The following is a 20,022-nucleotide window of genomic DNA, read 5'->3' as shown; positions in this document are numbered from 1 at the left end:
CCAGAGGGTAATGCAGGGGTTATGCCCCTGCCTTGATGAGCGACATTCAACCTCCGGAGCAGCCGGAAACCACTGCCGAAGCCCCGACCCGCCCCGCCGAGTACGTCGCGGACGTCAGCTTCGATGACTTGAACCTCTCCGAGCCCCTGCGACGCGGCATCACGGAGCGCGGTTACACCCACCCCACCCCCGTCCAGGCCAAGGCCTTCCGGCCCGTCATGGAGGGCAGGGATCTCATTGTCCGGAGCAAGACGGGCACGGGCAAGACGGCCGCCTTCGGCCTGCCCCTGCTGGAGAAGATTTCCGCCGAGGACAAGCGCGTGCGCGCCCTCATCCTCTGCCCCACCCGAGAGCTGGCCCTCCAGGTGTCCGAGGAGCTCTCCGCCCTGGGCAAGCACAAGGGCGTCAAGGTCGCGGCCATCTACGGCGGCGCCTCCATGAAGCAGCAGGAGGACGCGCTCGAGGAGGGCACGCAGATCATCGTCGGCACCCCCGGCCGGGTGTTCGACCACATCAACCGCGGCAACCTCAAGCTCGAGGCCTGCTCCCACGCGGTGCTCGACGAAGCCGACGAGATGCTCAACCAGGGCTTCTACGAGGAGGTGACGCGCATCCTCGACAGGCTCCCCAAGGACCGGCAGGTGCTGCTCTTCAGCGCCACGGTGCCCACGGACATCCAGAACCTGATTGCCCGCTACACCACCAACGCCGAGACGCTGCTGCTCTCCGGCGACGTCTTCACCGTCGAGCACATCCACCACATCCGCTACGACGTGTCGGACGCCTTCCCCAAGCCGCGCAACCTCATCTACGTGCTGGAGGCGGAGGAGCCGCACAACGCCATCATCTTCTGCAACACGCGGGATGACACGGCGCTGGTGACGGCGGTGCTCAACCGCAACGGCTTCGACGCGGACCTGCTCAACGGGGACCTGCCGCAGAAGGAGCGCGAGCGGGTGATGGGCAAGGTGAAGCGCGGCGAGGTGGCCTTCATGGTGGCCACGGACATCGCGGCGCGCGGCATCGACATCTCCGGCCTCGAGTACGTCATCAACTACTCGCTGCCCGAGGACCCGGCCGTCTACCTGCACCGGGTGGGCCGCACCGGCCGCATCGGCAACAAGGGCACCGCCATCAACCTCTTCTCCGGCCGCGAGCTGGCCACCTACTCCGTGCTGGAGAAGAAGTTCGGCATCAAGTTCGAGAAGCGCGAGATGCCCGCCCCCGAGGAGGCCATGCGCCTGTGGGCCGAGCGCCACGTGCGGGAGATCCGCGAGGCCGCCTCCGGCTCCATCTTCGAGGGCTTCCTGCCCCTGGCCGCCCAGCTCAAGGGCCGGGCGGACGCGGATGACCTCGTCGCCTTCCTGCTCAAGTACTTCTTCAGCCACCTACGCATGGAGAAGGCCCAGGCCGCCGGGGAGACCGAGCGCGAGCCCCAGCAGGAGCGCAAGCCCGAGGGCCGCCGCAAGGAGCGCGAGCGCGGTGAGCGCCCCCGCGACCGGGAACGGGACAGGGACAAGCCCCGCCGCGAGGAGCGCCGGGAGGGCCGCGCGGAGCCGTCCGGCGAGTCGCGTGAGCGTGGCGAGCGCGCGGAGCGTGGCGACAAGCGCCGCCGTGAGCGCGGCGAGCGTGGCCCCGCCGGGCAGGAGGCCGCCCCTGGCGAGGTGAAGCTGTGGGTCAACCTGGGCACCGATGACGGCCTGGGCCCCGGCAGCATCGTCACCGCCCTGGAGGAGGCCGGCGCCCCCGCCAACAAGGTGGTGCGGGCCGATCTCAAGCCGGGCTTCGCCTATGTCTTCATCGCCCAGGAGGACCTGGCCGCTTTCGAGGCCCTCACCGGCAAGCCGTACAAGGACAAGGCCCTGAAGGTGGAGAAGAGCCGGCCCCGTGGCGAGCGCGACCCGAACCGGCCGCCGCCCTCGCCCGACGCCGGCCCCGGCGAGGTGAAGCTGAAGTTCAACCTGGGCATGGACGACGGCCTCGACGAGGCGAAGTTCATCGCCGCCCTGGAGGCCGCTGGCGCCCCCGCGGGCAAGGTGAACAAGGCGGTGCTCCGCCCCCACTACGGCTACGCCTACGTGCCCGAGGCGGAGGCGCAGGCCTTCGAGGCGCTCGACGGCAAGCAGCACGGCGAGAAGGCCCTGAAGGTGGATCGGCACAGGCCCCGCGGCTTCCGCGAGCGCCCGCCGCGCCCCGAGCGCCCCGAGCGCCAGGAGTCCACGCCCGAGGTGCCCGGTCAGGCCCGCCTGTGGGTGGGACTGGGCCGCTCCGATGGGTTGGATGAGGCCGCCCTCACCAGCGCCCTGGAAGGACTGGGCGCCCCGGCGGGCAAGGTGCAGCGCGTGGAGCTCAAGCCCACCTACGCGTACGTCTTCATCGCCGACGAGGACGTGCCCGCCTTCGAGGCCCTCAACGGCAAGCAGCACGGCGAGAAGACGCTGAAGCTGGAGCGGGCCCGGCGCCGGTAGACGGGACGAAGACTCCCTCTCCCCTCGGGAGAGGGTGGGGGTGAGGGTATCTGTCCCCGTTCTCCAACCCGTGGCACACGGTGGGCCGAGGGTTCAACCCGGGGTCCGTGGCTCCCTCACCCCGGCCCCCTCCCAGAGGGAGAGGGTCGACCTCAGGGGGTGGGTTTCGCTGGCTTCGCCCGACGCGCACGGTGGTAGTGCGCGACACACAGTTCCTTCGCCAGAACCGGCCGCCCGCAGTCCGGCTCCTTGCAGCGCGGCGCCTCCTCCACGAGCACCTCTCCGGGCGCTCGCTCGGTGAACATCGCCTCCGCTACCGCCAGCAGCCGATCCACATCCGCCCGCATCAGCCGGCGCGCACGCGCGAACTCCACCAGCCGGTGCGCCCCCGCCACCTCGTCCTCCTCCACCCGGAAGAGCTCCGCCAACGGCACCTGGAGCGCCCCCGCCACCTGCACCAGCGTCTCGTAGCTGGGGCTGCGCTCCCCCCGCTCCAACAGCGACGCGAAGCTCACCGAGATGCCACTGCGCGCGGCGAAGTCCTCCTGGGTCAGCCCCCTCCGCTCCCTCAGGGCACGAATGCGGCGCGCGAGCCCTTGCAGGTGCCCGCTCGCATCCTCGGCTGACGGGGAACTGGAGCGCATCGCGAACCCATGCTAGCGCACCCAGTCTGTTAAGGTCTCGCGTCCAGGAGAGCCTCCCGGCCATGCACGCCGTCGAAAGCATTCACCACTACTTCCGCAAGGCCGCGCGCATCATGGACGTGGGTGAGCGCATCGAGACCCTGCTCGCCACCCCTCTCCGCGAGGTCAAGGTCCAGGTCTCCATCGAGCTCGACAACGGGGAGATCCGCACCTTCCACGGCTACCGCATCCAGCACGACAACAGCCGCGGCCCCATGAAGGGCGGCCTGCGCTACCACCCCTCCATCACCCAGGAGGAGTGCGTCGCGCTCGCCTCGCTGATGACGTGGAAGACCGCCGTGGTGAACCTCCCCTACGGCGGCGCCAAGGGCGGCATCGCGGTGGACCCCACCCAGCTCTCCTTCAAGGAGATCGAACGTCTCACCCGCAAGTACGTGGACCAGATTCAAGACGTCATCGGTCCCACCCGCGACATCGCCGCCCCCGACGTCAACACCAACCCCCAGGTGATGGCGTGGATCATGGACCAGTACTCGCGCTACCACGGGCACTCGCCGGCCGTCGTCACCGGCAAGCCCCCGGAGCTGTACGGCTCCAAGGGCCGTGACTCGGCCACCGGACGCGGGCTGCTCTACATCACCCGGGAGATCCTCCGCGACACCGGCCTGCCCATGAAGGGCACGCGCTTCGCCATCCAGGGCTTCGGCAACGTGGGCAGCCACACCGCGCAGCTGCTGTGGCAGGACGGTGGCGTGGTGGTGGCCGTGTCGGACGTGTACGGCGGCGTGTTCAACCCGCAGGGCCTGGACGTGCCCGGCCTCTTCGAGCACGTGAAGCGCACCGGCACCGTCACCGGCTTCGGCGGCGGCCAGGCCTGCACCAACGAGGACGTGCTCGCCGCCGACTGCGACGTCCTCATCCCCGCCGCGCTCGGCAATGCTTTGCACCGCAACAACGCCAACGCGGTGCGCGCCCGGCTCGTCATCGAGGGCGCCAACGGCCCCATGGACCCCGAGGCCGACGAGCTGCTCGAGAAGCGTGGCGTGCTGGTGGTTCCAGACATCCTCGCCAACGCGGGAGGTGTGACCGTCAGCTACTACGAGTGGGTCCAGAATCTTCAGCACCTCACCTGGGAGGAGGACCGGGTGAACGCGGAGCTGGAGAAGACGATGAAGGAAGCCTACGACCGCGTGGCCCAGCTGGCGCGCTCGCGCAAGGTGACGTTGCGCACCGCGGCATTCATCCTGGCCATCGGCCGGGTGGGCAAGGCCACGGTACTGAGAGGTATTTGACGGGCAGGCGGGCAGACGCCGGTCCGCAATGCCCTCCCCTTTCGCCCGGGCATCGCATCGGTTATCAGGCGCGACACATACCCATGGTCACGCTCCAGCAAATCGAAGACGCCCAGCAGCGCATCGGTGAAGCCGTCTACCGCTCGCCCTGCACGAAGTCGGAGCAGTTCAAGGACATCACGGACTGCTCGGCGCTGTACTGCAAGCTGGAGAACCTGCAGCGCACCGGCGCCTTCAAGGAGCGAGGGGCCCTCAACAAGCTGCTCACCCTCTCGCCGGATGAGCGGGCCCGCGGTGTCATCGCCGCGTCGGCGGGCAACCACGCGCAGGGGCTCGCCTATCACTCGGGCCGCCAGGGGATGAACACCACCATCGTCATGCCGGAGCGCACCCCGCTCATCAAGGCCGCGCGCACGCGCGCCTACGGCGCCCGGGTGGTGTTGCACGGCAGCAACTTCGACGAGGCCTACGCCGAGGCCCTGCGCATCCAGGACCGAGAGAACCGCGTCTTCGTCCACCCCTTCAATGATCCGCTCGTCATCGCGGGCCAGGGCACCATCGGCCTGGAGCTGCTCGAGCAGATTCCGTACATGGACATGGTGGTGGTGCCCATCGGCGGCGGAGGGCTCATCTCCGGCGTGGCGTGCGCGCTCAAGGAGACCAACCCGCGCATCAAGGTCATCGGCGTGCAGGCCTCGGCCATCGCGAGCATGAAGGCCTCGGTGGACGCGGGGAAGCTGGTGGAGCTGCCCGCCGGCACCACCATCGCGGACGGCATCGCGGTGAAGCGCCCCGGCGACTACACCTTCGAGATGATCCGCCGCTACGTGGACGACATCGTCACGGTGGACGAGGAGGAGATCGCCAACGCCATCCTCCTGCTGCTCGAGCGCGAGAAGTCGGTGGTGGAGGGCGCGGGCGCGGTGGGCCTGGCGGCGCTCCTCAACGGGAAGATTCCCTCGGCGCGCGGCCGCAAGGTGGTGCTGCTCATCTCGGGTGGCAACATCGACGTCAACCTCGTCAGCCGCATCATCGAGCGAGGACTGGTGAAGGACGGGCGGCTGGTGCGGCTGGTGGTGCGCATGCCGGACCGGCCGGGGATGCTCGCGCGGCTCACCGCGGAGATCGCCCAGCAGGGCGCCAACGTGGTGGAGATCTACCACAACCGCGCCTTCTCCAGAGCGGGCCTGGGCGAGGTGGCGGTGGAGGTGACGCTGGAGACGCGCGGCCGCGGACAGATCCAGGAGCTGATGGCCAGCCTGTCCCAGAACGGCTGGCAGGTGGCGGAAGAGACCTGAGCTTTTCAGGGGTGGTCCCCCTTCGTCCCGGGGCATGGGCTCGGCCATACTGCGCACCATGCGTGCCCTGCTCCTCGCCGCCCTGCTCTCCGCCAATCCGCCCCCGACGCCCGCGCAGGCCCAGAAACTCGCCGCCCAGCGCGCGTGGGAAGACCTGTACCTCGCCTGGTCCTCCGTGGACCCCAAGGGCTATGAACCGCCCCAGCGCCGTACCGTCGCCACCTCGCTCCTCAAGGGCTGCGAGGCCCTCGCCGGCTCCGACGCGGTGATGGCGTACTCACTCGGCGAGCGCGCCGTGCTCTTCGAGGAGACCGCCGCCGGCCTGCGCTGCCTCGCCCGCACCGCGCTCGCCACCGACCAGCGCGGCGCCGCCGAGGATGCCCTGCGCCGCGGGCTGGAACACTTCCCCAAGGAGGGTCACTTCGGACTGGAGCTGGGCCGGCTCCTCCTCGAGGACAAGGATCCCCAGGGCGCCATCGCCGTGCTGGGCAAGGTGCCACCGCGCTCGCCCGAGGCCGCCAAGGCCCGCGTCCTGCTGCAGAAGGCCCGCGGTGAGTCCGCCGAGGAGAGCCAGGCGCGCGCCACGGCCCTCGCCATCGAGCGCCGCTTCACCGGCGAGGAAGACAAGGGCTCCGTCCAGCCGGCCTCGGGCTCCTCGGGCCTCGCGTTCGAGTCCGGCGTGGGCGAGGACGGCATGCGCACCCGCGCCAACAGCCGCTTCGTGGTGAAGTACTTCAACAACGCGCGCGACTTCGGCCAGCGCGCCGAGTACGAGGGCCGCATCGTCTCCGCGCTCGACGAGGCCTACGTCCACACCCGCCAGGTGCTGGGCGAGGCGCGCGAGGCCCCCGTGGACGTCATCCTCTACACCCGCGAGGAGTTCCGCACCCACCAGGGCGCCGCCCTCGCTCGCGCCGTGGCCGGGCTGTACTCGGACGGCGCCATCCGCATCAACGACGCCGCCGAGCTCACCCAGCAGACCAAGGCCACCCTCGTCCACGAGTACGTTCACTCCGTGGTGGATGACCTCGTCCGCGCCGCCGCTGGCGGCCAGCACGTCCCCATCTGGCTCAACGAGGGCCTCGCCGAGTACGTCGAGTGGCGCTACCTGGGCAGCGACAAGCCGCCCTACGCGCTGGCCACCCGCCTGCGAGGCGCCGCTCAGTCGGGCCAGCTCCCCCGCCTCTCCCAGATGGCCGGGCAGGCCCTCATCCACCAGAGCGACCCCGCCCTCGCCTATGGCACCTCGGCCGTGGCCGTCCGGGAGCTGCTCGGCGACGGAGGGCCCACCCGGCTGCTCGGCCTCATCCGCGAGGTAGGTCAGGGCACCCCCTTCGAGGAGGCCCTCCAGCAGCGCTATGGCCGGGGCGTCCCGGAACTGGAGGCCGCCGTGAAGGCCGCTCTCTCGCGGAGGTAACGAGCGGGCTGAATCCGCGTCCGCGAAGTTTACCCCTCCTCCTGAGTCTCCTACACTCGCGCGGAATTTTATTTGGCTTCAGGCGCTGCGGCTGAAGCTCCGGCCCCGGACCCGCAGCGAGGTGATGGATGTCCGACACGCGTGCGGCGATGAGGGAGTTTCGCTTCCTGGACGAGAAGCGGACGCGGGGAAATATTTCCCCCGCGGAGGAGGCTCGTTGGAACGAGCTGCGTGGGTCCCTGGGTGACCAGGGAACGCCCGCTCAGGAGCCCGCCGTGGCCATGGACCCCGCTCAGCAGCCACAGGGCTACTACGGCGCCGATGGCCAGTGGTACGCCTACCCCGCCCAGGGCTACGACCCCCACCAGGGCTACGATCCCAACCAGGCCTACGCGCAGCAGCCCCAGGGCTACTACGGCACCGATGGCCAGTGGTACGCCTACCCCACCCAGGGCTACGACCCCCACCAGGGCTACGATCCCAATCAGGCCTACGACCCCAACCAGGGCTACGATCCCAACCAGGCCTACGCGCAGCAGCCCCAGGGCTACTACGGCGCCGATGGCCAGTGGTACGCCTACCCCACCCAGGGCTACGACCCCCACCAGGGTCAGGATCCCTACGCGCAGCCACAGGGCTACTACGGCGCCGATGGCCAGTGGTACGCCTACCCCGCCCAGGGCTACGACTCCCAGCAGGGTCAGGACCCCTACGCGGCCACGCAGGGCCAGGCCTACCCGACCGATCCGCAGCAGGACCCGGCAGCCAGCGCCGCGCAGCAACCGGCCACCACCTATCCCCAGGTGCCCGGGTACGTGCCGCAGCAGCCGCAGCCGATGCCGGATCCGGTCAAGATCAGCCTCGAGAGCGAGAACCTCGACATCCCCGCGCTGAGCGAGCCCGCGCCCTGGGCGGAGCCCACCCCGGAGCCTCTCGCGTCCACCGCTTCCGAGCCGGAGCCCGAGTCGCTCGACGCGGCCGAGCCCCCCGCCGACGACGTCTTCGAGGTGTCCGACACCGACGTCACGCCCGTCAGCGAGGCCATCTCCCTCCCCGAGAACGTTCCCGAGTCGGTCGACATGAGCGACTGGAACGACGTCACCGCGCCCTCGACGGCCTCGCTCACCGCGCACCAGCCGGTGCACGAGGCCACGCCCCCGGAGGAGTCCTCGGGACCCATCGAGCTGGGTGAGGACGACTTCTCCTCGCTCAACTCCGACCTGACGCAGCCCGCTCCCGTCTCCTCGCCGCCCGTGGCCGAGGTGCCGCTGACCCCCAGCCGCACCATCGAGGTGAGTGCCTCCGACATCGAGCTGATCGAGTCCGAGGCCGACATGCTCCCGGCCGAGCCGCTGCTCACCGCGGAGCCCATCTCCGCGTCCGAGCCGGTGCTCGCCGAGGAGCCCACGGCCCCGCTCGCGGACGAGTGGGCCTCCGCGCCGCTCGCGGTGGACATGGAGTCGAGCACCTCCACGCTCGCCCCGCCCGCCTATGACGCGTCGGCTGACGAAGCGGCCTCGGGAGACGCCGGGCAGCCGCCCGCCAACCCGGACGATCCGGACCTCGCCCTGCTCGAGGATCCGAGCTACCGGATGGAGATCACCGCGTCGTACGCACTGCCCGCGTACCCGCCCCAAGCCAGCGTGGAGCCCGTGTCCACGCTGGACGTGAACGACGTCCAGGCCGCGGAGCCCTCCGCCGAGCCGGAGACGCCCACGTTCGACGTCTCCGACCTCGAGGCCACGCCCGAGCCCGCCGCGCAAGCGGCCCCGGCGCTGGAGATGCCGTGGCAGACCTCCGAGGAGCCCGCGTCTCCCGCCACGGAGGAGTATGGCGTGGAGCAGCCCACCTTCGACGTGGCCGACCTCGGTGCGGAGATCGCTCCGTCGACTCCGGGCTACTCGTCCGAGGCGCACGTGCCGTCGCTGGCGCTGCATCCGGTGCGGGTCGCGCCCGACCTGCACGCGGACACCGTCCAGGTCACCGACTCGTTCGATCCCGAGGCCACGCGGCCCGCCGAGTGGGGCGCGCCAGCGGAGCGCAACGAGGTGAGGAACGAGCTGATGGACTCGGGCGAGCCGCTGTTCGGTTCGGGCGACCCGGGCGATCCCGTGCCGCTCGCCAGCACGAACGAGTTCCTGGGTCACGCGGACCCGACCGGCGCGACCGTGACGGACGAGGCCGTGCCGCTCGAGGCGACGGACGCCAGCGCGAGCTGGAGCACGACCGAGGGCGAGGGCACCGGAACGGGGCTCCAGCTGGAGAGCGCGGCGGAGTACATGAGCACGCCGGAGTTCGCGGCGACCAGCTCCACCTGGGGCCACCAGCCGGGGAGCGAGGAGCCCTCGGCGGAGACGGGTGCCGCCGAGCCTCCACCCGAGGACACCACCGCATACGGCACGCCTCTGAGCGACGGCGGCGAGCTGCCGTCCATCGAGGCGCAGCCCGAGTGGGCCACTCCCGCCGAGGAGCAGGCGCCCATCGAGGTGCAGGCCGAGTGGGCCACCTCCGAGCCCCAGCCCACCGCCGAGGCGCAGCCCGAGTGGTCCGCGCCCGTCGAGGAGCAGCCCCTTATGGAGGCCCAGCCCGAGTGGGCCACCTCCGAGCCTTCCGCCGCTGCCGAGCCCCAGCCCGAGTGGGCCACTCCCGTCGAGGAGCAGGCTCCCATCGAGGTGCAGGCCGAGTGGGCCACCTCCGAGTCTCAGCCTGTCGCTGAGGTGCAGGCCGAATGGGCCACTCCCGTCGAGGAGCAACCGGTCATGGAGGCCCAGCCCGAGTGGGCCACCTCCGAGCCTTCCGCCACCGCCGAGCCCCAGCCCGAGTGGTCCGCTCCTGCCGAGGAGCAGCCCGTCATGGAGGCACAGCCCGAATGGGCCTCTCCTGTCGAGGAGCAGGCTCCCCTCGAGGTGCAGGCCGAGTGGGCCACCTCCGAGTCTCAGCCTACCGCTGAGGCGCAGCCCGAGTGGGCCACTCCCGTCGAGGAACAGCCTCTCATGGAGGCTCAGCCCGAGTGGGCCACCTCCGAGTCTCAGCCTACCGCCGAGGCGCAGCCCGAGTGGTCCACTCCCGTTGAGGAGCAGCCCCTCATGGAGGCCCAGCCCGAGTGGGCCACCTCCGAGCCCCAGCCCACCGCCGAGGCTCAGCCCGAGTGGTCCGCTCCTGTCGAGGAGCAGGCTCCCATCGAAGTGCAGGCCGAGTGGGCCACCTCCGAGCCTTCCGCCGCTGCCGAGCCCCAGCCCGAGTGGTCCGCTCCTGTCGAGGAGCAGCCCGTCATGGAGGCGCAGCCTGAGTGGGCCACTCCCGCCGAGGAGCAGCCCCTCATGGAGGCTCAGCCCGAGTGGGCCACCTCCGAGTCTCAGCCCACCGCTGAGGCGCAGCCCGAGTGGTCCACTCCCGTCGAGGAGCAGCCTCTCATGGAGGCTCAGCCTGAGTGGGCCACCTCCGAGCCCCAGCCCACCGCTGAGGCGCAGCCCGAGTGGTCCACTCCCGTCGAGGAGCAGCCTCTCATGGAGGCTCAGCCCGAGTGGGCCACCTCCGAGCCCCAGCCCACCGCCGAGGCTCAGCCCGAGTGGGCTACTCCCGCTGAGGAGCAGCCTGTCATGGAGGCTCAGCCCGAGTGGGCCACCTCCGAGCCTTCCGCCGCTGCCGAGCCTCAGCCCGAGTGGGCCACTCCCATCGAGGAGCAACCCCTCATGGAGGCTCAGCCCGAGTGGGCCACCTCCGAGCCCCAGCCCACCGCTGAGGCGCAGCCCGAGTGGGCCACTCCCGCTGAGGAGCAGCCTGTCATGGAGGCTCAGCCCGAGTGGGCCACCTCCGAGCCCCAGCCCACCGCTGAGGCGCAGCCCGAGTGGGCCACTCCCGCCGAGGAACAGCCTGTCATGGAGGCTCAGCCCGAGTGGGCTACCTCCGAGCCTTCCGCCACCGCCGAGCCTCAGCCCGAGTGGGCCACTCCCGTCGAGGAGCAGCCCGTCATGGAGGCCCAGCCCGAGTGGGCTACCTCCGAACCCCAGCCCGCGTGGACTCCGGGTGGCACCACACAGGACTGGAATGCCACTCCGGCCGAGCAGCCTCAGCCCGACTGGAACGCTCCGGTCGAGGCCCAGACCGAGTGGGGCTCGCCCGTCGAGGAGGTTCAACCCGAGTGGGTGACGTCGGACTCGTCCGCGGCCCCGGCCGCATCGCCCGAGTGGTCCGCTCCGGGCGGCGAGACCTCGGCCCAGGGCGAGTGGGCCAGCGCGCCCGCGGAGACGGCCTGGAGCGCGCCCGCCGCGGATGCGACGGGATGGAACACGCAGCAGACCGAGGGCCAGGGTGAGTGGGGTGCGAGCGCCCACGACGCCGAGCCCATGAGCCCTGGCGGTGACGCCTCCATGTTCGGGACGAGTGGCTCCTGGTCCGCGGACGAGTCGGCGGATCCGCAGGCACACTGGTCCGGCCAGGAGCAGGCACCCGCCTGGGGCCATGGAGAAAGCCTCGCCACGCCCGTCGAGGAGATGGCCAGCGCCGAGCCCACGCCCGAGGCCGACCTGCCCATCATGGAGGCCGAGCCCGAGATGCCGGTGATGGCGTCGCCTCCGCCCGCGCCCGAGGCCGACCTGCCCATCATGGAGGCCGAGCCCGAGATGCCGGTGATCGATCTGGCGGCGCCCGAGGCCGACCTGCCCGTCATGGAGGCCGAGCCGGAGATGCCGGAGATCGACCTGTCGGAGGACGTCGTGGAGCAACCGCCCGCGATGGCCGTACCGCCTCCGCCTCCCGTGGTCTCCGCTCCGGTGGCCAGGGCCCCCGTGCCGCCTCCGCCTCCCGCGATGGCTCCGAGGGCTCCCGCGACTCCCTCCGCCGCCCCGGTGTCGGCCGTTGCCGCGAAACCTTCCCTGGGTCCGGTGCTCGTGCCCGGGGCTCCGCCTCCGCGCGCCACGCTCCAATCCATTCCGGCCGTGTCGGCCTCCACGTCCGCATCGGCCGTCATCGCCCCCGTCAACGCGTTCATCGAGGGCGAGCACCGGGTCATCATCCACACCGTGGAGGGCCAGGTGAAGCGCGGCGCCATCCGCGACGTGGACCTGCTCAACGAGGTCATCCCGCTCGAGCAGCAGACCGGCTTCGCCCCCGAGCGCATTCCGGTCACGCGCGTGAAGGCCATCTTCTTCATGCTCGCCACCGGCAGCCGTCCGCCGCAGCCGGATGGGCAGAAGATCCGCGTCACCTTCACCGACGGACGCCAGGTGGCCGGCTTCTCCCACGACTACAAGGGCACCGGTCAGGGCTTCTTCGTCATCCCCGCCGACATGCGCACCAACACCTCGCGCATCTTCATCTACCGCGCGAGCGTGCAGGCCGTCGCCGAGGGTTGAGCCGTACCGCCGGGCCACTCCTGCCCGGCGGTACCCCTGCCCTCAAATGAAAGAGGGGCCTCGTCACCGAGGCCCCTCCGGGCAGTTGCCCCATCCTGCTCGGACGACTACTTGGAGTCCTTCGCCGACTTGGCCGGGGCCGCCTTGGCCGGAGCCGCCGCCGCGGGAGCCGCCTCCTTCTTCTTGTTCAGCTCCAGGTCGATGGTGATGGCGACCTCCTCACCCACCGCCACGCCACCGGTCTCCAGGACGCTGTTGTAGGTCAGGCCGAAGTCCTTGCGGTTGACCTTCGTGGTGGCCGTACCGCCACGCTTGATGTTGCCCCAGGGATCCTTCGACTCCGTGGTGAAGCCCTCCACGTCCAGCACCACCGGCCTGGTCACGCCGTGCATGGTGAGGTTGCCGGACACCTTGAGGTTCTCACCGGCCTTCTCCACCTTCGTCGACTTGAAGGTGATGGTGGGGTACTTCGCGGTGTCGAAGAAGTCGGCGTTGCGCAGGTGCTCGTCGCGCTTGGGCTCGTTGGTGTTGATGGTGGTGGCGTCGATGGTGGCCTCCACGGTCGACTTGGTGATGTCCTTCTCGTCGATGTTGGCCTTGCCGGTCACCTTCGAGAACGCGCCGCGCACGTTGGACACCATCATGTGCTTCACGGAGAACTGGGCGCTCGAGTGGCCCGGGTCGATCTCATACTCGGCGGCGAACGCGAGCGAGGGGGCGGCGAGCACGAGGGCGGCAACGGCGGGCTTGAGGGACAGCTTCATGGTGTTTCTCTCCAGTTGGGACTGCGAACGACGGGGGTTTCATCCACGCAGCACGAAGCTGCGCATGGACAAACTCGAGTAATGGAAGCCCTCGAAGACGGGGACGACACGCTCCTCGGGGAGGGCCGCACCGAGGACGAAAAAGAGCGGGAGGAAATGCTCGGCACTGGGATGCGCGAGCCGCGCATGCGGTGCGCTCGTCCACGACTGTAGCCCAACGAAGTCGCGGGTCGCGAGACGCTCACCCACCCATGCATCGAACTCGCTCGCCCAGGATGCAGCGGGCGCGGATTTATCCTGCCAGGTCAACTGGCGCAGGTTGTGGGTGATGCATCCACTGCCCATGAGGAGCACGCCCTCGGAGCGCAGGGGGCGCAGCGCCTCGCCCATCTTCGCCACGTCCGCCGCGGAAACACTCCAGGGCAAGGACACCTGCACCACCGGTATGCGCGCCGCGGGGAAGGCCAGCCGCAGCGGTATCCACGTGCCATGGTCCAGCCCGCGACGGGCATCCGCCACGGCCGACAAACCCACCGCGTCCAGCCGCGCCACGATGTCGCGCGCCAGCTCGGGCGAGCCGGGGCTCGGATACTTCAATTGATAGAGCGGCTCCGGAAAGCCGCCGAAGTCATAGATGAGCGGAGGGGCCTCGGAGGCGGTGACACGCACCCCGCCCGGCGTCTCCCAGTGCGCGGACACCACCACCAGTGCTCGCGGCGCCGCCGCGCTCTCCCCGAAGGCCTTCAGGGCCTGGGGGAACGCATCCGTCTCCAGCGCCACCGTGGGCGCGCCGTGGGACACGAAGAGTGCCGGGGCCACCGCCGTCCCCCGGCCGTTCCCTCCCACCACCTCGTGTCGATTCAGGTCCGAGCTCATCTCGCGGGGACTTCATAGCAACCCCCGGGCCAGGAAAGTCGACCGTCCAACCCCTTGGAATTCCTCACCCGCCCTCGATTGGCTCGCATCGGCACTCTCAAAACGATAGAGAACAGCATCATCCTGAGAGGGAGGCGCCGTGGCACCGAAACTGGAGCTGGACCTGAGGGAGCTGCTGACCTTCGACCCCAAGGGGGGACGCATCCACTTCGCGGGCCAGCGGGTGCTGCTGTTGGATCCGGTGGTGCTGGGGCTGCTGCGCAAGGAGCTCATCTCCACGGTGGGGATGACGGCGGCGCGGGGCATGCTCACCCGGCTGGGCTTCGCGCACGGCTGGCGGACGGCGGAGACGATGAAGACGGCCTTCCCCTGGGAGGACGAGTCGCAGTGGCGCCGGGCGGGAGGGCGGCTGCACGCGCTGCAGGGGCAGGTGGTGATGGAGCGGGTGGAGCGCGGCGCGGAGGACGGCCCGGAGCCGTTCGCGGAGGCGCTGTGGCACGACTCGTACGAGGCGGAGCAGCACCTGCTGCACCTGGGCAAGGCGGAGGAGCCGGTGTGCTGGGCGCTGACGGGCTTCGCCAGCGGCTACATGAGCTACTGCAACGGCAAGTCGGTGTACTGCCTCGAGACGCGCTGCGTGGGCAAGGGAGACCCCGTCTGTCAGGTCATCGGCAGGCCTGAGGAGGAGTGGAGCTCCGAGTGCAAGGAGGCGCTGCGCTTCTACGAGACGCAGTGCATGGAGGGGGCGCTGGCGCAGGTGACGGAGGCGCTCAAGCAGGCCGAGCGCAAGCTGCGGGCGAAGCGCCAGACGCTGGCGCGGGTATCGGGCGTGCCGGAGGACCCGGCGGGGATGCTGGCGCGCACGGAGGCCATGCAGCAGGTGCTGAGCCTGGCGCGCCGGGCGGCGAAGGTGGACTCCACGGTGCTCATCACCGGCGAGAGTGGCGTGGGCAAGGAGCGGATTGCCCGGCTCATCCACGAGGAGTCGGGCCGGGCGCACAAGGCCTTCGTGGCGGTGAACTGCGCGGCGGTGACGGAGAGCCTCCTGGAGAGCGAGCTGTTCGGCCACGCGAAGGGGGCCTTCACCGGGGCCACGCACGACCGGCCGGGCCTCTTCGAGGCGGCGCACGGGGGCACGCTCTTCCTGGACGAGGTGGGCGAGGTGCCGCCGTCGATGCAGGCCAAGCTGCTGCGCGCGCTGCAGGAGAAGGAGGTGCGGCGCGTGGGAGAGAACCAGAGCCGCAAGGTGGACGTGCGGGTGGTGGCGGCCACCAACCGCAACCTCGCCGCGGAAGTGATCGCGGGGCGCTTCCGGCAGGACCTCTACTACCGCCTGCGGGTCATCGAGCTGCGGGTGCCGCCCCTGCGCGAGCGGCGCGACGACATCCTGCCGCTGGCGAGGATGCTGCTGGCGGAGGCGACGGAGCGGCTGGGGCGCAGGGTGACGGGGCTGTCGCCGGAAGCAGCGGACCAGCTCCTGCGCTACTCGTGGCCGGGCAACGTGCGCGAGCTGAGCAACGCGCTCGAGCGCGCGGTGGCGCTGTGCGAGGGCTCGCGGGTGGAGAAGGACGATCTCCCGGAGGAGGTGCGCGCGGCGCCGCCGAGCCTGGTGCCGGGAGAATCCCCGCGGACGCTCGAGGAGATGGAGCGCGAGTACATCCTCGCGGTGCTGGCCCGGAACGGAGGCAACCGGGCGCGCACGGCGGAGGAGCTCGCCATCGGCGTCGCCACGCTCTACCGCAAGCTGAAGCAATACGGAGAGCTCGAGCACCCCAACTGAGCCCTCCGCCGCTCGCGGTCAGTTCAGATACTTGTCGTTCGGCCGATCGCTGGAGATGACGCGCAGGTGCCGCGAGCGCCCCTGCACCTGCCGCTGCAGCCGCCAGTGCTGGAAGCGCAGCCACAGGCGGCGGGGGCTGCCGCCGCGCACGTACAGGAAGATGATGCCGAGCCCGAACAGCTCGGGCACCTGGGTGGCCCACCCGGCGCGCAGCCCGTTGAGCACGACGAACCCGGCGCCAATGCCCGCCAGCACGTTGCCGGAGACGGGGATGCCCCAGAAGTTCGCCTGACCGCGCCCGATGGACAGGCCGTAGGCCACCCAGGCCATGGTGCCCATCACCCAACCGCCGGTGTAGTAGCCGGGCAGCGGGACGAAGAGCCCCACCACCACGGTGAGGATACCGGCCAGCGCCGTGCCTCCCCACAGCACCTGCAGCAGGCGGCGCGAGCCCCAGGTCATCTCCAGGCCACCACCGATGGAGTACAGGGCGAAGGCGCCGAAGATGATGCCGAAGGGCTCGGTCTCGACGAAGCCGTAGGTGAAGGGCTGCCACAGCTGGAAGCCAGGGAAGACGGCCCGGGGCGAGAGCACCAGGAGCCTGCCAATCGTCGCCTGCGCCGCCAGGGTCAACACCGAGCCCGCCACGAGCCCGATCGCCAGCTTGGCCGCCATGGATTCCAGGCCGGAAAATCCGAATCCACTACCGCCGCCAGAGCTCCGCATCGGTCGCATCATGTTCCTCCACTCGGGACACCCGAGAGTCGTCCAAAGGTGGGGAAACGCGGCCCGCTTCGCAACCGTTTCCGTCCACTTCCGGGCGCGCTGAATGGGAAAGGGCGCCCATCCCCGTCCCGGGGAGAGCGCCCTCGAACCGTCATCGACGCCGGAATGTCCGGCTCAGGACTTATGGCGGTAGAACAAGGTGATGGTCAGGCAGTGGAACTCCTTGTCGGAGGACTGCGTGACGATCTTGTCCACCACGTCGACGTTCTGGTTCTCCTTGAGCCACTTGGTGATGTTCTCCCCCATGTTCTCGCGGTCGCGCGCGAGCGTGGTCGAGAACACCTTGACTCCCGTGAAGCTGATGACGCCCATTCCGACCCTCGTGTAGCCGAAGAGATTCCGCAGGTTTACCGCGAGTCTTGACGGCCATCAAGGAAACTGCCCGACAGAAAACACCCAATCCTACCCGACAGGGTGGGCGGGTGGCCGGAGACTCGCCCCCGGCCCCCCCGCGAGGAGCTCAGCGCGCGGCCGAGGCGCGGCGGGCCTGGCAGGAGACCTCGTCCTTGCACGAGGGCCCGATGCCGTCCGGGTGGGCCCCCAGCGGCGTCTTGTCGCTCTCCTCCACACCACACACCACGCACTTGCGCTTGCGGTTGCGGCGCTCGGCGCGCCGCTGCTCGGCGATCGCCTTGGCCCGCTCACGGGCCGCCTTCGCGTCCAGCTCGTTGCTCATCGTCATATTCCGTTGGATTCGTCCGGGGTGCGAAAGGGGTCAGAGCGCCTCGATCAACAGCGCGATGCCCTGGCCACCGCCGATGCAGGCGGAGCCGATGCCGTAGCGGGCCCCCCGGCGCTTGAGCTCGTAGGCGAGCGTCATGGTGATGCGCGCGCCCGAGGCCCCCAGCGGGTGGCCCACGGCGATGGCGCCACCGTTGACGTTGGTCCGGTCACGCGGCAGCCCCAGCTCCTTCTCCACCGCGAGGTACTGCGGGGCGAAGGCCTCGTTCACCTCGAAGAGCTCCACGTCCCCCAGCTTGCACTGGGCGCGCTCGAGCAGCCGGCGGATGGCGGGGGCCGGGCCGATGCCCATCACCTTCGGGTCGCACCCGGAGATGCCCCAGTTGACGAGCCGGGCGATGGGCTTGAGGCCGTGCTTCTCCACGAAGCTCCGGGTGGCCATCACCATGGAGCCCGCGCCGTCGCAGATGCCGCTGGCGGCGCCCGCGTGCACCACGCCGTCCTTCTTGAAGACCTTGGGCAGCTTCTTCAGGCCCTCCACCGTGGTGTCCGGCCGGTTGTGCTCGTCCCGGGCGAACTGCGTCTCGCCCTTCTTCGTCTTCAGCGTGACGGGGGAGATCTCCTGGTCGAAGCGGCCGCCCTCCTGGGCGGCGGCGAAGCGCTTCTGCGTGAGCACGGCGTACTCGTCCACCGCGTCCTGGGAGAGGGAGTAGTCCACCGCGAGCTGCTCGGCGGTGAGGGCCATGGGGTTGCCCGTGTAGCTGTCCGTCAGGGCGCTCCAGAGCATGTCCTCCATGCCGCCCTTGCCCAGCGGAATGCCGAAGCGGGCGCCGCGGATGACGTGGGGCGCCTGGCTCATGGACTCGGTGCCACCGGCCAGCACGCAGTCGGCCTGCTCGGTGAGCATCATCTCCGCCGCGTTGACGAAGGCCTGGAAGCCCGAGCCGCACAGCCGGTTGACGCCCAGCGCCGGCACCGGCACCGGCACGCCCGTGCGCAGGCCCACGTGCCGCGGCAGATAGATGGCGTCCGCGCTCGTCTGCACCACGTTGCCGTAGATGACGTGCTGGATGGACTCTGGAGACACCTTCGCCTGCGCGAGCGCCGCGCGGGCCGACTCAACGGCCAGCTCCGTGGCGCTCAGGTCCTTCAGCGCGCCTCCGTACGTGCCGAACGGGGTACGCTTGCCGGACAGGAAATAGATTTCTTCGGTCTTGGACACGCTCTTCATCGCGGGACGACTCCAGACAGGCTGCAAAGATTCGTTCTTCCTACTCCCCGAAGGCGCGGGGTGCACGCCCAAGGTGCGTCAGACCGAGCGCCCGCCGCCCAGGAAGAGACCGGCGACGATGGCAAGGGCCACGACCGTCCACAACAATCCTTGGAGGTTCTGTCGTCGAATCTCCCTTTGACCTGCCCCCTGGTACCACGCCTGCCCGGCCATCAGCCGGCCTTCCCAGGAGAAATCCTCCGTGGGAACGAGACCTTGGAGCCGCTCCAGGTGGATCCGCAGCAGGCGCTCGGTGGAGGCCTCCGTGACGCCTCCTGAGCGATAACGGCCGGGGAGCTCGAAACCCGGCCGCCGGTAGCCGGCGGTGAGCACGAACCCCTCCGGGGCGAGCGGGGTGAGGAGATACAGACGGGGCTTGCCGTCCGGCCCGAAATGAAGGGTGGCGAAGGTGTGCTCACCGGGGTGGGCGAAGTCGTAGGAGCTCGTCCCCTTCTGGAAGCGGGGCTGCTCCACATGGCTGCCGAGCGGGACGAAGCCGAGCGCCCGGAGCTGGCCCGCCAGGGGAGAGAGCCCGGCGGGCAGCTCCATCTGGCCGGCGGGGGCCTCGGGCCGGACGCGGACGCTGGCGGGAAAGAGGAAGAGGACGGCCCGCCAGAAATTGAGGAGCAACAACTTCACGGCCATGCCCAGCGCGACGAGCACCAGGACGAGCTCGACGAGGACACCGAAGGCGGGGCTTCCCAGGGACATGGGGCGCGCACCCTACTGGGAAAACCCGGACACGGGGAGGGCACAGCCGCCAGCCTGCCGGGCGCTCCTCCCTCCCCGCCGCTCCACTCCCGGATGACGCGGACACGCCCGAATCCTCTCCTCGCCGCGAACGAGGGGGGTTCCACATGTCCATGCGTATCCGGTTGATGAGCTGGGGTGTGCTCGCGCTCTGCCTGTCTCTCCACGGCCTGGCCTGCGGTCCCACGACCGAGGCCAGGGACATCACCACCGAGAGGCGGGCCAGCGGCGAGTTCTGCGGCGGCATCGCCGGCATTCCCTGTCCCGAGGGCAAGGTCTGCGTCGATGACCCTCGGGATGACTGTGATCCAAAACAGGGCGGTGCCGACTGCGGCGGAATCTGCCGCAAGGCCAAGGAACGCCGGTGCACGGGCAGTGAGCCTGGTTTGATCTACAAATCCCGTGATCCCTCGCTGTGTCCCACGCTGCCCTTCACCTGCGGCAAGGACACCACCCCGTTCTCCAACGGGTGCGGTTGTGGTTGCCAGGAAGGCAATTCCTGCAAATACGACGATCCGGACCGCACCTACGTCTCCACGGATCCCACCGAGTGCGCGGCCATCCTCTTCCTCTGCGTCGAGGGCACGGTGCCATTCTTCGACAGGTGCGGCTGCGGCTGCGAGACGGCCCCATGAGGTGAGC

The 20,022-nt window shown here is 70.1% G+C and carries 15 protein-coding genes; 7 read left to right on the top strand and 8 right to left on the bottom strand.

Annotation, left to right across the window (positions count from 1 at the left end; translation table 11 throughout):
* Nucleotides 1-35 precede the first annotated feature (35 nt).
* On the top strand, nucleotides 36-2,468 hold the full coding sequence (locus JRI60_RS10855) for a DEAD/DEAH box helicase (protein ID WP_204225770.1): 2,433 nt from the start codon (nucleotides 36-38) through the stop codon (nucleotides 2,466-2,468).
* 152 nt (nucleotides 2,469-2,620) lie between these two features.
* Here the strand turns inward: JRI60_RS10855 and JRI60_RS10850 are convergent, their stop codons facing one another.
* Nucleotides 2,621-3,112 (bottom strand): helix-turn-helix domain-containing protein, encoded by a 492-nt coding sequence (locus JRI60_RS10850; protein ID WP_204225769.1) that lies wholly within the window; start codon nucleotides 3,110-3,112, stop codon nucleotides 2,621-2,623.
* A gap of 62 nt (nucleotides 3,113-3,174) precedes the next feature.
* On the opposite strand from JRI60_RS10850, the gene JRI60_RS10845 reads away from it, so the two are divergent.
* The 4 genes from JRI60_RS10845 (at nucleotide 3,175) to JRI60_RS54455 (ending at nucleotide 12,473) form a co-directional block, all read left to right on the top strand.
* Nucleotides 3,175-4,404, top strand: a complete 1,230-nt coding sequence (locus tag JRI60_RS10845; protein ID WP_204225768.1) for a Glu/Leu/Phe/Val family dehydrogenase — start codon at nucleotides 3,175-3,177, stop codon at nucleotides 4,402-4,404.
* Between the two features lie 83 nt (nucleotides 4,405-4,487).
* Nucleotides 4,488-5,702: a threonine ammonia-lyase gene (gene ilvA, locus JRI60_RS10840; protein WP_204225767.1), complete on the top strand. Its 1,215-nt coding sequence runs from the start codon at nucleotides 4,488-4,490 to the stop codon at nucleotides 5,700-5,702.
* Nucleotides 5,703-5,760: 58 nt separating this feature from the next.
* Nucleotides 5,761-7,119, top strand: a complete 1,359-nt coding sequence (locus JRI60_RS10835) for a peptidase MA family metallohydrolase (RefSeq protein WP_204225766.1) — start codon at nucleotides 5,761-5,763, stop codon at nucleotides 7,117-7,119.
* 128 nt (nucleotides 7,120-7,247) lie between these two features.
* Nucleotides 7,248-12,473: a DUF6982 domain-containing protein gene (locus JRI60_RS54455; RefSeq protein ID WP_204225765.1), complete on the top strand. Its 5,226-nt coding sequence runs from the start codon at nucleotides 7,248-7,250 to the stop codon at nucleotides 12,471-12,473.
* Between the two features lie 107 nt (nucleotides 12,474-12,580).
* Here JRI60_RS54455 and JRI60_RS10825 read toward each other — a convergent pair whose 3' ends face one another.
* Together JRI60_RS10825 and JRI60_RS10820 are read right to left on the bottom strand one after the other, a co-directional pair.
* Complete coding sequence (locus tag JRI60_RS10825) at nucleotides 12,581-13,237, bottom strand: YceI family protein (RefSeq protein WP_204225764.1); 657 nt, start codon at nucleotides 13,235-13,237, stop codon at nucleotides 12,581-12,583.
* Nucleotides 13,238-13,276: 39 nt separating this feature from the next.
* Complete coding sequence (locus JRI60_RS10820; RefSeq protein ID WP_204225763.1) at nucleotides 13,277-14,113, bottom strand: DODA-type extradiol aromatic ring-opening family dioxygenase; 837 nt, start codon at nucleotides 14,111-14,113, stop codon at nucleotides 13,277-13,279.
* Nucleotides 14,114-14,252: 139 nt separating this feature from the next.
* Here JRI60_RS10820 and JRI60_RS10815 point away from each other — a divergent pair, with 139 nt between their 5' ends.
* Entirely contained in the window at nucleotides 14,253-15,893 is a 1,641-nt protein-coding gene (locus JRI60_RS10815; protein WP_204225762.1) for a sigma-54-dependent Fis family transcriptional regulator, read from the top strand.
* Nucleotides 15,894-15,911: 18 nt separating this feature from the next.
* Here the strand turns inward: JRI60_RS10815 and JRI60_RS10810 are convergent, their stop codons facing one another.
* From JRI60_RS10810 to JRI60_RS10790, 5 genes are all read right to left on the bottom strand, one after another.
* On the bottom strand, nucleotides 15,912-16,568 hold the full coding sequence (locus tag JRI60_RS10810) for a DUF1751 domain-containing protein (protein ID WP_343213399.1): 657 nt from the start codon (nucleotides 16,566-16,568) through the stop codon (nucleotides 15,912-15,914).
* Nucleotides 16,569-16,793: 225 nt separating this feature from the next.
* Nucleotides 16,794-16,991: a hypothetical protein gene (locus JRI60_RS10805; RefSeq protein WP_204225761.1), complete on the bottom strand. Its 198-nt coding sequence runs from the start codon at nucleotides 16,989-16,991 to the stop codon at nucleotides 16,794-16,796.
* A 148-nt stretch (nucleotides 16,992-17,139) separates the two neighbouring features.
* On the bottom strand, nucleotides 17,140-17,355 hold the full coding sequence (locus tag JRI60_RS10800) for a hypothetical protein (protein WP_204225760.1): 216 nt from the start codon (nucleotides 17,353-17,355) through the stop codon (nucleotides 17,140-17,142).
* A 39-nt stretch (nucleotides 17,356-17,394) separates the two neighbouring features.
* Entirely contained in the window at nucleotides 17,395-18,591 is a 1,197-nt protein-coding gene (locus tag JRI60_RS10795) for an acetyl-CoA C-acetyltransferase (RefSeq protein WP_204225759.1), read from the bottom strand.
* Nucleotides 18,592-18,669: 78 nt separating this feature from the next.
* Nucleotides 18,670-19,341 carry a hypothetical protein gene (locus tag JRI60_RS10790; RefSeq protein ID WP_204225758.1) on the bottom strand — a complete coding sequence of 224 codons (672 nt, stop codon included), beginning with the start codon at nucleotides 19,339-19,341 and terminating at the stop codon, nucleotides 18,670-18,672.
* A gap of 146 nt (nucleotides 19,342-19,487) precedes the next feature.
* On the opposite strand from JRI60_RS10790, the gene JRI60_RS10785 reads away from it, so the two are divergent.
* Nucleotides 19,488-20,015 carry a hypothetical protein gene (locus JRI60_RS10785; protein ID WP_204225757.1) on the top strand — a complete coding sequence of 176 codons (528 nt, stop codon included), beginning with the start codon at nucleotides 19,488-19,490 and terminating at the stop codon, nucleotides 20,013-20,015.
* The last annotated feature ends 7 nt before the right edge of the window (nucleotides 20,016-20,022 follow it).

It is taken from the genome of Archangium violaceum (assembly GCF_016887565.1).
GTDB lineage: Bacteria > Myxococcota > Myxococcia > Myxococcales > Myxococcaceae > Archangium > Archangium violaceum_B.
This window is presented reverse-complemented; position numbering and strand designations above follow the sequence as displayed.